The sequence below is a fragment of the Mesorhizobium sp. B2-3-11 genome (assembly GCF_006442215.1).
Classification (GTDB): domain Bacteria; phylum Pseudomonadota; class Alphaproteobacteria; order Rhizobiales; family Rhizobiaceae; genus Mesorhizobium; species Mesorhizobium salmacidum.
The window spans coordinates 1-13,514 of record NZ_VFVS01000039.1 but is presented as its reverse complement, the minus strand read 5'-3'; the positions used below and the strand labels follow the sequence as shown (position 1 = coordinate 13,514).

The 13,514-nt window shown below is 63.0% G+C and carries 15 protein-coding genes; 4 read left to right on the top strand and 11 right to left on the bottom strand.

The window, feature by feature from the left end; translation table 11 throughout:
• Window positions 1–16 precede the first annotated feature (16 nt).
• Window positions 17–613 (bottom strand): L,D-transpeptidase, encoded by a 597-nt coding sequence (locus FJ960_RS29260; RefSeq protein WP_140718558.1) that lies wholly within the window; start codon window positions 611–613, stop codon window positions 17–19.
• 84 nt (window positions 614–697) lie between these two features.
• Here FJ960_RS29260 and FJ960_RS29255 point away from each other — a divergent pair, with 84 nt between their 5' ends.
• Window positions 698–1,381 carry a response regulator transcription factor gene (locus FJ960_RS29255; RefSeq protein WP_027145512.1) on the top strand — a complete coding sequence of 228 codons (684 nt, stop codon included), beginning with the start codon at window positions 698–700 and terminating at the stop codon, window positions 1,379–1,381.
• Window positions 1,382–1,503: 122 nt separating this feature from the next.
• A complete protein-coding gene (locus tag FJ960_RS29250) occupies window positions 1,504–1,959 on the top strand; it encodes a cyclic nucleotide-binding domain-containing protein (protein ID WP_027145513.1) in 456 nt (151 codons plus the stop codon).
• Between the two features lie 72 nt (window positions 1,960–2,031).
• Here the strand turns inward: FJ960_RS29250 and FJ960_RS29245 are convergent, their stop codons facing one another.
• From FJ960_RS29245 to tesB, 7 genes are all read right to left on the bottom strand, one after another.
• Window positions 2,032–2,838, bottom strand: coding sequence for an exodeoxyribonuclease III (locus FJ960_RS29245; protein WP_140718557.1), 807 nt, complete (start codon window positions 2,836–2,838; stop codon window positions 2,032–2,034).
• Between the two features lie 73 nt (window positions 2,839–2,911).
• Window positions 2,912–3,592 (bottom strand): outer membrane lipoprotein carrier protein LolA, encoded by a 681-nt coding sequence (locus tag FJ960_RS29240; protein WP_140510271.1) that lies wholly within the window; start codon window positions 3,590–3,592, stop codon window positions 2,912–2,914.
• 134 nt (window positions 3,593–3,726) lie between these two features.
• Window positions 3,727–6,384, bottom strand: a complete 2,658-nt coding sequence (locus FJ960_RS29235) for a DNA translocase FtsK (RefSeq protein ID WP_140718556.1) — start codon at window positions 6,382–6,384, stop codon at window positions 3,727–3,729.
• Window positions 6,385–6,593: 209 nt separating this feature from the next.
• Window positions 6,594–6,869 carry a hypothetical protein gene (locus tag FJ960_RS29230; protein WP_140510205.1) on the bottom strand — a complete coding sequence of 92 codons (276 nt, stop codon included), beginning with the start codon at window positions 6,867–6,869 and terminating at the stop codon, window positions 6,594–6,596.
• Window positions 6,870–7,196: 327 nt separating this feature from the next.
• Window positions 7,197–8,552, bottom strand: coding sequence for an ammonium transporter (locus FJ960_RS29225; RefSeq protein WP_027145518.1), 1,356 nt, complete (start codon window positions 8,550–8,552; stop codon window positions 7,197–7,199).
• 31 nt (window positions 8,553–8,583) lie between these two features.
• Complete coding sequence (locus tag FJ960_RS29220) at window positions 8,584–8,922, bottom strand: P-II family nitrogen regulator (RefSeq protein WP_015315049.1); 339 nt, start codon at window positions 8,920–8,922, stop codon at window positions 8,584–8,586.
• A 298-nt stretch (window positions 8,923–9,220) separates the two neighbouring features.
• On the bottom strand, window positions 9,221–10,081 hold the full coding sequence (tesB, locus tag FJ960_RS29215) for an acyl-CoA thioesterase II (protein ID WP_140510201.1): 861 nt from the start codon (window positions 10,079–10,081) through the stop codon (window positions 9,221–9,223).
• Between the two features lie 100 nt (window positions 10,082–10,181).
• Here tesB and FJ960_RS29210 point away from each other — a divergent pair, with 100 nt between their 5' ends.
• Window positions 10,182–11,441 (top strand): ubiquinone biosynthesis hydroxylase, encoded by a 1,260-nt coding sequence (locus tag FJ960_RS29210; RefSeq protein ID WP_140510199.1) that lies wholly within the window; start codon window positions 10,182–10,184, stop codon window positions 11,439–11,441.
• A gap of 14 nt (window positions 11,442–11,455) precedes the next feature.
• Here the strand turns inward: FJ960_RS29210 and FJ960_RS29205 are convergent, their stop codons facing one another.
• The 3 genes from FJ960_RS29205 to FJ960_RS29195 form a co-directional block, all read right to left on the bottom strand.
• Window positions 11,456–11,983 (bottom strand): hypothetical protein, encoded by a 528-nt coding sequence (locus tag FJ960_RS29205; protein WP_140718555.1) that lies wholly within the window; start codon window positions 11,981–11,983, stop codon window positions 11,456–11,458.
• Window positions 11,984–12,124: 141 nt separating this feature from the next.
• Window positions 12,125–12,481, bottom strand: a complete 357-nt coding sequence (locus tag FJ960_RS29200) for a YciI family protein (RefSeq protein WP_027145523.1) — start codon at window positions 12,479–12,481, stop codon at window positions 12,125–12,127.
• Between the two features lie 9 nt (window positions 12,482–12,490).
• On the bottom strand, window positions 12,491–12,700 hold the full coding sequence (locus FJ960_RS29195) for a hypothetical protein (RefSeq protein WP_140718554.1): 210 nt from the start codon (window positions 12,698–12,700) through the stop codon (window positions 12,491–12,493).
• 215 nt (window positions 12,701–12,915) lie between these two features.
• Here FJ960_RS29195 and FJ960_RS29190 point away from each other — a divergent pair, with 215 nt between their 5' ends.
• The gene (locus FJ960_RS29190) at window positions 12,916–13,341 is read left to right on the top strand and encodes an OsmC family protein (protein WP_027145525.1); all 426 of its coding nucleotides are present in this window, start codon (window positions 12,916–12,918) and stop codon (window positions 13,339–13,341) included.
• Window positions 13,342–13,514: the final 173 nt, after the last annotated feature.

The window sequence follows — 13,514 nt, the reverse complement described above, 5'->3', positions numbered from 1 at the left end:
CCATTCCCCCATTCCCCTATCTCACCACCCTCACCACCGTCCGGTCCGACAGCAGCGGCAAAAGCCGCGCCATCGTGCGCGCGGTGACCGCCACACAACCTTCCGTCGGCGTGAAGCCGGGACGCGCCAGGTGGAAGAAGATGGCGCTGCCGCGCCCGCGGCGGCGCGGCGCGATGTTCCAGTCGAGCACCAGGCAGGCGTCATAGAGCCGGTCGTCGCGCCGCATGCGTTCGTGGCTGGCGCCATAGGGCATCTTGACCGGCCTGTTATAATTGCGGTCGTCTGGGACCTCGCACCAGCCGAGATCCGGCCCGATCGGCGCCATCGCCAGCCGCGTCCTGCGGCCGGCGGCAAACTGATCCCCCCGAAAATAGCCCGCCAGGATGCGCATCGAAGCGAGCGGCGTTGCGCCGTCGCCTTCCCGCTTGCCGGACGAGATGCCGCCACGCCCCAGCGCGCAGGCAAACACCGTTTTGCCGGCCTGCAGCAGGCCCTGGCTTGGGTGGCCGGGCCTCGCCCGCACGGTCATCACGCGCAGCCGTTTTGCCAAAATTGCGCCGGCTGCATTGCGATCGCGTTTTTTCTTGTATGATCGTGCCACGGAACAAATCACTGTGATCGGCTATTGTGCCGGCAAGCTTCCGCATAAATACGCAGCGGTCAACTGAATTCACTTTTCAAAACTACGGATTGATCCATGACCTCACGTACCATCCTGATCGTCGATGACGATGACGACCTGCGCGGCACACTGGTCGAGCAATTGTCCCTCTACGAGGAATTCGACGTGCTGCAGGAATCCACTGCGGCAAAAGGCGTCACCGCTGCGCGTGGCGGGCTCATCGATCTGCTCATCATGGATGTCGGCTTGCCCGACATGGACGGCCGCGAGGCGGTGAAGATCCTGCGCAAGGGCGGCTACAAGGCGCCCATCATCATGCTGACCGGCCACGACACCGATTCGGACACGATTCTGGGTCTCGAGGCCGGCGCCAACGACTATGTCACCAAGCCATTCCGCTTCGCGGTGCTGCTTGCCCGTATCCGGGCGCAGCTGCGCCAGCATGAGCAGAGCGAGGACGCGACCTTCTCGGTCGGCCCCTATACCTTCAAGCCCAGCCAGAAACTGCTCATCGACCCGCGCGGCGGCAAGGTGCGGCTGACGGAAAAGGAGGCCTCGATCATCAAATATCTCTATCGCGCCGACCAGAAGGTGGTGACGCGTGACGTGCTGCTGGAGGAAGTGTGGGGATACAATTCCGGCGTCACCACGCACACGCTGGAAACCCATGTCTACCGTCTGCGCCAGAAGATCGAGCGCGATCCTTCCAATGCTGAAATTCTTGTGACAGAAAGCGGCGGCTACAAGCTGGTTCCTTAAACATTGCACTATCCAATGAGCGGTCTGGGCGGGGCCGCTTTCGGGTACGATCCTGTTGGAGGGGGATTCAGGGACCGTACCGCAGAGGAGGGATTGGACTGACCGTTCGGGGACAAAGCTAGATGGCGCTGGATGACGACATCCGCATCCTGTCCGCCGTGAGGCTTTTCGAAGGCTTCACGCAGGAACAGCTGCGCCTGCTCGCCTTCGGAGCCGAGACCACTCTCGTGCAGGCGGACCACAAGCTTTATCGCGAGGACGACGTGGCCGACTCGGCCTATGTCGTGGTCAGCGGGCGTATCGTGCTCTATCGCGAGCAGAATGGCGAGCGCATCCCGATCGGCAAAGTCGGTCCCGGCACGATGCTCAGCGAACTGGCGCTAATCGCCGACACCAACCGGCTGACCAGCGCCTCGGCCGAAATCGATTCGGAGGTGATAAGGCTGAGCCGCAAGATGTTCCGGCGCATCCTGGAGGAGTATCCGGAACTGGCGGTGAAACTCCACCAGCGCATCTCCGAGGAATTCCACGAAATGATCCGCCGCATCGAGGAACTGGCCCCGCGCTTTTCGGGTTGAGGCCGTTGCCGCGAGAGAACTCGATGCTTGGCGGGAAGGATCGCGACGAACGCCTTTTTATCGACGACTCCGTTAATCCAAGTCGAACCGGGCAATGACCGGCACATGGTCCGACGGCCGGTCCCAGCCGCGTGCCTGGCGCAGGATCTCGTAGCCGGCAAAATCAGGCACCAGGTTTGGCGACGACCAGACATGGTCGAGCCGCCGGCCACGATTGGACCCCTCCCAATCCTGCGCGCGATAACTCCACCAGGTATAAAGCTTCTGTTCCGATGGCACGTTGAGCCGCATCAGGTCGACCCAGCCGCCGGCCAGCCGCATCGCCTCGAAGTTCTCGGTCTCGACCGGCGTGTGGCTGACCACCTTGAGCAATTGCTTGTGCGACCAGACATCATGCTCCAGCGGCGCGATGTTGAGGTCTCCGACCAACACCGAGGCCGACACCTCGCCGTGCTCGGCCCGGATGGCGTTCATCTCGGCGACGAAGTCGAGCTTGTGCCTGAACTTCCTGTTGATCTCGGGATCCGGTTCGTCGCCACCCGCCGGAACGTAGAAATTGTGCACCAGGATCGTCTTGCCGCCGGCCCGCACGGTCACCGACAGATGCCGGCTGTCCTCGATGTCGCAGAAACGGCGCTTTTCGACCACCTCGATCGGCCGCCGCGCCACCGTCGCCACGCCGTGATAGCCCTTCTGGCCATGGAAGGCGATGTAGGGATAGCCGACCTTGCGAAAGGCTTTTTCGGGAAAGAGCTCGTCCGGGACCTTGGTTTCCTGCAGGCAGAGCACATCGGGCGCGTACTCATCGAGCAGGCGTTCGATGATCGGCATGCGCAGGCGCACGGAGTTGATGTTCCAGGTGGCGATCGAAAAGGGCATGCGGCAAGATCCGGCGATAGATCGCCGAACTACTGCCAGCCACACGCCGGAAAAACAAGCGAGGCGACGAAGACTACCGTGTCTTGGTGTTCAGCTCGCGATTGGCCGTATAGTCGATGGCGAAGGTGTCGGGCGCGAAACTGACGCCTTCCTTGGTGTTGAAGATCATCACCGTCGTATCCTTGCCCTGCGCGTCGGTAATCGTCCACTGCCGCAGATCATAGGTTTTCGGGTCGAACATCATGGTGATTCGCGCATTGCCGAAAACCGACTTGTCGGAGAGCTGGATGGTGGTGAGGTCGTCTTCTTCCTTGACGCTCTTGACGCGGTTGCCGGAGAGGTCGATGCGGTCGTCGAGCAGCAGCTTCAGTGGCGTCTTCGAGAGCGGATAAAGATCCGACGTGTTCAGTCTCTTGTTGAGGATGGCAACCGATCTGCCGTCGGAAATCACCCGGAAATTCGAAGCCCCGTCATAGTTGAAGCGGATCTTGCCCGGCCGTTCCAGGAAGAATTTGCCGCCGGTCTGCTCGCCCTTGGGGCCGAACTGGACGAATTCGCCGCTCATCGATTTGACCGCCGAGAAATGGTCGGCGATCTTTTGCGCCGCCGCAGGCACGGCCGCCTGCGCCGAGGCGAGCAGCTCGAATCCGGGCACCACGTTGAGCGCGGCGGCACCCGCGAACACCAGGCCGAGGCCAAGCAGCTGGCGGCGTGTCGGGGCAAAATCGCTCAGCGCTGAAAGATCGTTTTTCATATCGGTCACTCTCGTCTGATTCCTGATTTGATCGCTGTCGTGAACCCCCAGTTGGGCTGAAGTTTGGCGAGGCGATCGCTGCTCAGCCGGTTGAACGCGCCAGAAGGTTCGAAGTTGCCGCGAACTCTCCACTGTCAGAATTTGTCGTCCTCGGTCGGCACCAGGATTTCGCGTTTTCCGGCATGGTTGGCCGGACCGACAATGCCTTCCTTTTCCATCTTCTCGATGATCGAGGCGGCACGATTGTAGCCGATGCCCAGACGCCGCTGGATGTAGCTGGTCGAGGCCTTGCCGTCGCGCAGCACCACCGACACCGCCTGATCGTAGGGATCATCGGAATCCTCGAAATTGCCACCGCCTCCGCCGCCGGAACCGCCCTTGCCGGACGGCTCGTCGTCGTCCTCGCCGTCATCTTCGGTGATGGCGTCGAGATATTCCGGCACGCCCTGCAGCTTCAGGTGCCCAACGATCTTCTCGACCTCGTCATCGGAGACGAACGGCCCGTGCACGCGCTGGATGCGGCCGCCGCCGGCCATGTAGAGCATGTCGCCCATGCCGAGCAGCTGCTCGGCGCCCTGCTCTCCCAAAATTGTGCGGCTGTCGATCTTCGACGTCACCTGGAAGGAGATGCGGGTCGGGAAATTGGCTTTGATGGTGCCGGTGATGACGTCGACCGAGGGACGTTGCGTCGCCATGATCACATGGATGCCGGCGGCGCGCGCCATCTGCGCCAAGCGCTGGACGGCGCCTTCGATGTCCTTGCCGGCGACCATCATCAGGTCGGCCATTTCGTCGATGATGACGACGATGTAAGGCATCGGCTCGAGATCGAGATTCTCAGTCTCGTAGATCGCCTCGCCGGTCTGGCGGTCGAATCCGGTCTGCACGGTGCGCGAGATCTTTTCGCCCTTCTTCTCGGCCTGCTGCACGCGCGCGTTGAAACCATCGATGTTGCGCACGCCGACCTTGGACATCTTTCGGTAGCGGTCCTCCATCTCGCGCACGGTCCATTTCAGCGCCACTACCGCCTTTTTCGGGTCGGTCACGACCGGCGTCAAAAGATGCGGAATGCCGTCATAGACGGAGAGTTCGAGCATCTTCGGGTCGATCATGATCAGCCGGCATTCCTGCGGGGTGAGCCGGTAGAGCAGCGAGAGGATCATGGTGTTGATGGCGACCGACTTGCCCGAACCGGTGGTGCCGGCGACCAGCACGTGCGGCATCTTGGCGATGTCGACGATGACGGCCTCGCCATTGATGGTCTTGCCCAGCGCCAGCGCCAGCTTGGCCTTGGTGGTCTCGAAGTCGCGGCTGGCCATGATCTCTCTGAGATAAACGGTCTCGCGCTTGGCGTTTGGCAGTTCGATGCCGATGGCATTGCGGCCCGGTACGACGGCGACGCGGCAGGCAATCGCGCTCATTGAGCGTGCGATGTCGTCGGAGAGGCCGATCACCCGCGACGACTTGATGCCCGGCGCCGGTTCGAGCTCGTAGAGGGTGACCACCGGACCCGGGCGAACGGCAATGATTTCGCCCTTGACGCCGAAATCCTCCAGCACGCCTTCGAGCAGGCGCGCGTTCTGTTCCAGCGCGTCCTTGGAAAGACTTGGGTCGCGCGCGACATTCTTCGGTTCGGACAGGAAATGCAGCGACGGCATTTCGAACATGTCCGAGCCGATCAGCGAGGTCTGCGCCTCGCGCTGGACGCGGGCGCCCGGCACGGGTCGCGCTGCGGGCGCCTCGACCCGGGTGGCGGCATCGGAACGGAACTGCTGGACCTTGGCCGTCGGGGCACGTCGCTGGGCGACCGGCTCGTCGTCAAAATCCATGTCCTCGTCGCCGCGGCCGAAGACATCGTCGTCGGCCGGATCGACGGAAACACCGCGGTCGTTGACCATGGCGGCGAAGAATTCCGGCTCGACCCGGGCGCGGCCGTCCTGGCTCATGCGGGATTCGGCGAATTCGGCCGACTCGACTCGTTCGGCGGCACGGCGCCAGGCGCTGGCGGGCGGCTCCATCTCCGGTTCGAACTCGTCCCGCTCCTGCCTGCGGCGCACAGCGCGACGATGCATCCAAGCGCGGAACGAAAGCCACCAATGGGTGATCGCGCCGAGCGCCAGTATGCCCTCGTCGCCCTCGTCCTCGTCATTGTCGAACAGAAGCTCGTCCTCGCGCGGATCCGCGGCGGCCGGTTCTTCCATCACGGCGAAGCCGTTCTTGCGCCCGATCAGCGCCGCGCCATAGGCGAACAGCCAGAGCGCGGGTGCCGCCAGCAATATGGCGAGCACGCTGGCGATCAGCCCGGTCGGATATCCGCCGATGAGGACGCCGGGAATCTTGAGCACCATGTCACCGAAGACGCCGCCGAGGCCGGTGGGCAGCGGCCAGGTCTTGGGCGGAACGATGCAGCCCGCGATCGCGGCGGCGAGCAGCGCGAAACCGAACCAGAACAGCCCGCGCTTGGGCAGCCTGTCGACGCCGCGCGCGGAAAACAGGAGATAGCCCCAGATGACGGCAGGAACCAGCGCGGCGACCGCGGCAAGGCCGAAGAACTGCATGGCGAGGTCGGAGAAGACGGCGCCGGCATAACCCATGGCGTTGGTGACGATGTTGGCGGTGGCGTGCGAGAAGCTCGGGTCGGCGACGTTCCAGGTCGCGAGGCTTGCTACGGCGAAGACGGTGAACGCGAACAGGCCGGCACCGACCAGACGGCCGACCTGGCGCCGCGCGAATGCCTGGATGCCGTGCCCCGTATCGGTCAGCGCGAGCGGTGCTGAAGCCCCTGAACGCATGCTCTTCCCCGTCAGTGATTGCCTGGCCCGAGCGCATGACGCACTCCGGCAGATTCGGATGCCAGACTAGGCGTGGGAAGGTTAAGGGCGCATTAACTATAAGGCTGCGGCGACCGTCCTTTTGACATCAATACCTCCAGTGTCCGCACCACATGAAAATGGCGGGCGCCCTGGCCCGCCATCCATTCGTCGGGTCGGGTCGCGTGTTACTAATTGGCGCCGCCGAGCATCTTCACATTGGCGCAGAACTCGGCGTGCGGCTTGCTCATCGCCGCATCCTGGCATTCCTTCATCATGGCCTCCTGCTTCTCCTTCGGCATGGCCATGAAAGCTGTCTTGAATTCCGCCATCGGCTTCATGGTTTTCATGCTGGAATCGGTGAAGAACGGCGCCATGTTGTCCGGCTCGTCCAGTGCGCCGGCAAATGCAAAGCCGCTGACCATGGAAAGCGCGAGTGCCCCGAGGCAGATATTCTTGAGGTTCATGAGAAAATTCCTTCCCTGTGTTTCAAAACGCGAGCGTCAGAACGACGGTCGCCTCCACAGTTCGGAGACTGGCTGGTCGATGTTTCCTCGAAAATCTGCTTCACGCGAACGTGATTGCGCGAAGTTGATCTTCACCAGAAGGAATTACCAAAAAAAGAGGCCCGAAGCGATCCGGGCCTCAAGGCGTGAGGTCCTTGTGGGAGCGTCACGACGGGATGCTTTTCAAACAATTCCAGGAAAAGTGCTTTCGCGGTTTTCCGTCCGGAATTGCATGGAGATAAGGGACCGGCGGGAGGAGGTTTCCGCCGGCCCCTTGGCAAGGATGCCTTACGGCACCACTTCGCCATGCTGGGAGATGTCGAGGCCTTCGACCTCTTCCTGGGTCGACGGACGCAGGCCGACCAGCGCCTTGACGACGTAGAGGATGACGAAGGTGGCGACCGCCGTCCAGATAATGGTGACGGCGACACCGTAGATCTGCTTGCCGAGCGAAGCGCCCGACGAGAGGCTGTTTATCGCCGGGTCGGCAAGCACGCCGGTCAGCAGGGCGCCGACCACGCCGCCGACGCCATGCACGCCGAAGGCATCGAGCGAGTCGTCATAGCCGAACATGTGCTTCACCTTGACCGCCGAGAGGTAGCAGACGACGCCAGCCACGATACCGACGATGAAGGCGCCGGTCGGGTTGACGAAACCGGAAGCCGGCGTCACCGCGACGAGGCCGGCGACGGCGCCCGAGATGATGCCGAGCACGGAAGGCTTCTTGGCGATGATCCATTCGGCGAACATCCAGGCCAATGCCGCAGCGGCGGTGGCAACCTGGGTGTTGAGCATGGCGGCACCGGCAAGGCCGTCGGCCGCCAGTTCCGAACCGGCGTTGAAGCCGAACCAGCCGACCCACAGCAGCGATGCGCCGATGACCGAATAGACCAGGTTATGCGGCGCCATGTTGGTGGTGCCATAGCCTTCGCGCTTGCCGAGCACCAGCGCGCAGACGAGGCCCGCGACACCGGCATTGATGTGGACCACCGTGCCGCCGGCGAAGTCGAGAACGCCAGCCGTACCGAGGAAGCCGCCACCCCAGACCCAATGCGCGATCGGCACGTAGACGATCAGCAGCCACAGCGCCATGAAGATCAGCAGTGCCGAGAACTTGAAGCGCTCGGCGAAGGCGCCGGCAATCAGCGCCGGCGTGATGATGGCGAACGTCATCTGGAACATCGAGAAGACGAATTCAGGGATGTTGGCCACACCCGGCAGCCACAGGCTGGCGGTGGTGATGCCGTGGTGGAAGAATTTCGAAGTGCCGCCGAGATAGGCATTCATGCCGCCGCCGTCGGAAAAGGCCAGCGAATAGCCGAACATGAACCAAAGCACCGTCACCAGGCAGGTGATGGCGAAGCTCTGCATGATGGTGGCTAGCACGTTCTTCTTGCGCACCATGCCGCCGTAAAACAGCGCCAGGCCCGGGATGGTCATCATCAGCACCAGCGCCGTCGAGGTCAGCATCCAGGCGGTGTTGCCGGTATCGAGCACCGGGGCCGGAGTGGCGGCCGGCGCGGCAGCCGCGGCAGCGGGTGCGGCTTCCTGCGCGAAGGCGGCGACGCTGCCCAACGCTGCAAGAGCGAGCGAGCCCAGCAGGGCCGCCCTTCCCGTCGTCTTCAAGGTGGAAGGAATATTCATTGAACTCTCCATTGGAATACGTGTTCGCCGCTCAGAGCGCGTCGCTGTCTGTTTCGCCGGTACGGATGCGCACCGCCTGGTCGATGCCGAAGACGAAGATCTTGCCGTCGCCGATCTGGCCGGTCTTGGCCGCGGCGGTGATGGCTTCGACGGCCTTGTCGACCATGTCTGCCGCGACCGCGACTTCGATCTTGATCTTCGGCAGGAAGGAGACCGCGTATTCCGCCCCGCGATAGATTTCAGTATGTCCCTTCTGACGCCCGTAGCCTTTGACTTCGGTGACGGTCAGGCCCTGGATGCCGACGGCGGTAAGCGCTTCGCGTACCTCGTCCAGCTTGAACGGCTTGATGATTGCCATCACGATTTTCATAAGGTTTCACCCTTTGCTGTTGCGGACCCCCGCGTTTGCACACCTTCACCGATCCCAAAGAGCCGGAGAGTGCTCCCAAGGATTCAAGCTCCGTGCCAACTGCCGAAGCAGGTGTTAAGCCGTTGTAAACAAAGGGATTGGAGCGGCCGGGGCCGGCAGGTGCCTGCGTGTGCGGCGCACCATCCGATTAAAAAATAGGCATTTTTGCGAAATTGCCTATTTTGCCGGCTTTGGGCGTGACTACAAAATATGGAACCGGCTTTCGGAAAGAATCTTGCTCAAACAAGACTCGCGATGCTCAACGCTTGAGCCGGATCAACCCCTCCTGGGCCATCGAGGCGATCAGCGTGCCGTCACGGGCATAGAGCGTGCCGCGGCTGAAACCGCGCGATCCCGAGCTCGAGGGACTGTCCTGCGCGTAGAGCAGCCAGCCGTCGAGCGAATGCGGCCGGTGGAACCACATCGAATGGTCGAGGCTGGCGGCCTGGATGTCGGGATCGAACAGGCCGCGCCCATGCGCGAAGGTCGAGGTGTCGAGCAGCGTCATGTCGGAGAGATAGGCGAGCAGCACCGACTGCAGCGCGCGATCGTCGGGAACCGGGCCGGCAAGGCGGATCCAGACATTCTGCCTGGGCGGCAGCTTGTCGCGGCTTTCATAGTGCTGGAGATTGACGGGCCGCAGTTCCAGCGGCCGCTCGCGCGCCCAGAAGCGGCGCACCGCCTCCGGCACCCGGTCGGCGGTTTCGAGTAGCTCGCGCTGCGTCTTCAGACCTTCCGGCGGCGGCACGTCGTCGGGCAGCGCGAACTGGTGCTCGAGCCCCTTCTCGTCGACCTGGAACGAAGCCTCCAGCGAAAAGATCGCCTGTCCGTGCTGGATCGCCAGCACGCGCCGCGTGGTGAAGGAACCGCCGTCGCGGATGCGGTCGACCTCGTAGATGATCGGCACCTTGATGTCGCCCGGCCGCATGAAATAGCCATGCAGCGAATGTACGAAACGGTCCGGCTCGACCGTTCGCTGCGCCGCCACCAGCGCCTGCGCGATCGTCTGGCCGCCGAACACGCGCTGCCATTCCACCTGGGGGCTGCGACCACGATACAGATTGTGTTCCAGCCTCTCGAGGTCGAGAATGCGCAGGAGCTCGTCGATCGCCGCCGTCATGCTTTGTGACCTCGCCGCAAAATTGCTATGGCGGTTTCCGACAGGAAGAACGAGCCGTCAAGGGCGCAGGGCCCCGGTCGGCGCGCAAGGAGCCAGGACAATGGAACGCAAGGCGGACGCCAAGACCAGATCCGGGCTCGATGTCCTCGTCGCTGGCGCCGGCTATGTCGGCCTGGCCGCCGCCGTCTCGCTGAAGCAGGCCCGACCGGGCCTTGCCGTGGCGCTGGTCGATGCGGCGCCCGCCGGTTCCTGGCAAAGGGATGGCCGCGCCTCGGCCATCGCCGCGGCCGCCTGCCGCATGCTCGACCAGCTCGGCGTCTGGGCCGAGATCGCGCCGCGGGCGCAGGCGATCACCGAGATGATCATCACCGATTCACGCAGCGCCGATCCGGTGCGCCCGGTCTTCCTGACCTTCGGCGGCGAGGTGGCGCCGGGCGAACCCTTCGCCCACATGGTCGCCAACAGGGCGTTGAACGGCGCCTTGCGGGCCAAGGCCGAAAGGCTCGGTGTCGACATCATCGAAGGCGTGGCGGTGCAAGGTTTTGAAACCAAGGGCGCCGGCATCACGGTGCATCTGGCCGACGGCGCTACGTTGACGGCGCGGCTGCTGGTTGCCGCCGACGGTGTCAATTCGAAACTGCGCGACATGGCTGGCATCAAGACGGTCAAGTGGGAATACGGCCAGTCCGGCATCGTCTGCACCGTGGCGCATGAACGCCCGCACAATGGCCGCGCCGAAGAACATTTCCTTCCCGCCGGCCCCTTCGCCACGCTGCCGCTGAAACCCGACGAGGACGGCACCAACCGTTCGTCGATCGTCTGGGTCGAACGGTCGGAAGATGCGAAAACGCTCGTGGAAGGCGATGATCTCGTCTTCGAACATGAACTCGAACAGCGCTTCGGCCTCAAGCTTGGGGAAATCCGCGTCGCCGACAAGCCGCGCGCCTGGCCGCTCGGCCTGACCATCGCGCGCGCCTTCGTCGCGCCGCGCATCGCGCTTGCCGGCGATGCCGCCCATGGCATCCATCCGATCGCCGGACAGGGCCTCAATCTCGGCTTCAAGGATGTGGCCGCATTTGCCGAGGTGATCGTCGAAGCCGACCGGCTCGGCCAGGACATCGGCGCGCTCGACGTGCTGGAACGCTACCAGCAATGGCGCCGCTTCGACACGGTGCAGATGGGCATCACGACCGATGTGCTGAACCGGCTGTTTTCCAACGACATCACCCCGCTGCGCACCGTTCGCGACATCGGCCTCGGCCTCGTCGAACGCATGCCACGGCTGAAGGAGTTCTTCATCCGCCAGGCGTCGGGGCTTTCGGCCGGCACGCCGCGGCTATTGAAAGGCGAGGCGATCTGATCGCCTGTCGCGGGCTAGTTGACCTCGAAGCCGAGCTTCTGGCGCAAGCGCAATATCCTCTGGTCGGATATCTGCAGGCGCTGCTCGCCGCCCTGGGCGACGCGGTTCACCATCTGCAGCAGATCGTTTCGTTCCGCGACGTCGAGACGCTCGCGCAGGAACGGCGCCAGCTTGTCGATGACGACAGTGGCATCGTCGATCTGCGACGCCGCCCACTTGGCATAGACCACCGCCTCATCCGTCTTCTTCTTGTTGGCGATCTCGGAAATCACCGACCGCATGACAGCCTCGCGCTGCGGCAGGATAGGACCGTTCTCGAAGACGATAGATGCAATCAGCGTCGCGGCGGCCACCACCGGATCGTCGATCGCCGTCAGCGGCGAGAGTGCGGCCTGCTTGCGAAGCTTCTTGCGCCTGATGTTGCCTTGCACGCGCCCGACGACGTCGGCGACCTCGCGCGCGGCGTCGTTCATGGCCTTCATCCGGTACCACCACAACGCCGCCGCTCCGAGCACGCCAAGGACAGCAATCAGGAAAGGCATGTCCAAATCCCCCAAGGTCTTGAACGACGATAGGAGAACTCGTGGCTCGCTTCAACACGCAAGAGTTGAGCCCGGCAAAACGGGGACGTTCGCTCGACCGAACGTCCTCGGTTTCCAAGTGACCGCAACGCATGACGGGGATTATGACCCCGGCACGTTGTAGATCGCGCGCACCTCGATGGAACCGATTTCGCCCAGCGGAATCTCGCCGGCGATGTCCAGCGCCTCGTCGAGATCCTTCGCTTCGATCATGACGAACCCAAGCAACTGCTCTTTGGTTTCCGCGAACGGGCCGTCGGTGACAAGTCTCTTGCCCTTGCGTCTGCGGACGGTTTTCGAGGTTTTCACCGATTGCAGCGCCTGCGCGATAATCAGCATACCGCGTTGGTCCAATGACCGGTCATGGGCCATCGAATCGGCGTCGAGCTTGGCCAACCGCTCTGTCGTCATGGCATGGAGATCTTTCTCTTCGCCGTAGACCAGGCAAACATACTGCATGTCATCTCCTTATCGTGACGAACCATAGGATGAGGCGATCAAGTTGTCAGCCGGGCCTTTGTCCGCCGCATGATCGAGGAAGCACACCCCGACCCCGATGATGGCGACCGCCACAAGCAGCCGGCCAAAGCCGGACGCCGGCTGCCGCAACAAGTCGATTTCTTGTTCACCTGCCTGGCGGCCGGTGCCTGTCCAGTGAGCAGAAAATAGATTGTTCATGTGAACCTCCATCCGCCACGAAATCCGTGGCCGCTCGCAGGACGGCCGAGGCAGATGGAATTCGACATTTTTGCACGTACATTTTTTCAGAGATTAAAAGCGAACGCCTCAGCCGGCACCTCGTCGAAAGAGCGCAGTGGCCTTCGCGTCTGCCCGCGCTATAGTTGACCGGACGCTGATCGACAGGCTTACCCAAATCAACCCAGGAGGACTCCATGGACCGCACCGCAAACGCCGTCTGGAAAGGCAATCTGAAAGAGGGCAAGGGCACGCTCGACACCCAGAGCGGAACCCTGAAAGGCACGCCCTATTCGTTCAAGGCGCGCTTCGAGGACGAAAGCGGCAAATCCGGCACCAATCCGGAAGAACTGATCGCCGCCGCGCACGCCGGCTGCTACGCCATGCAGCTCTCGCATTTCCTGGCCGAGAACGGCACGCCCGCGGCCGAACTCGACGCCAAGGCCGTGGTGACGCTGGTTCCAGGCACAGGCATCACCGGCAGCGCGATCACGCTGGTCGGCAAGGTGCCCGGCATCGATGCCGCGAAATTCAAGGAATTGGCCGAGAAGGCCAAGGCCGAATGCCCGGTCTCCCAGGCGCTCGGCGCGATCAAGGTTTCGCTCGACGCCAGGCTTGGCTGATGAGCCTGGTCTGAAATGAGAAACGCCGGCCCCAGGGCCGGCGTTTCTGCATCGGAGATTGGCGAAAGCGGTCGCGGCATCCAATCTCCCCCTCGTGGGGCCCGTTGCGCAATATTGCGGGAGGCTTGTTGTGAGGATTGAGGGCGGCCATTTTCGTTGCTTTGGAGGCTTTT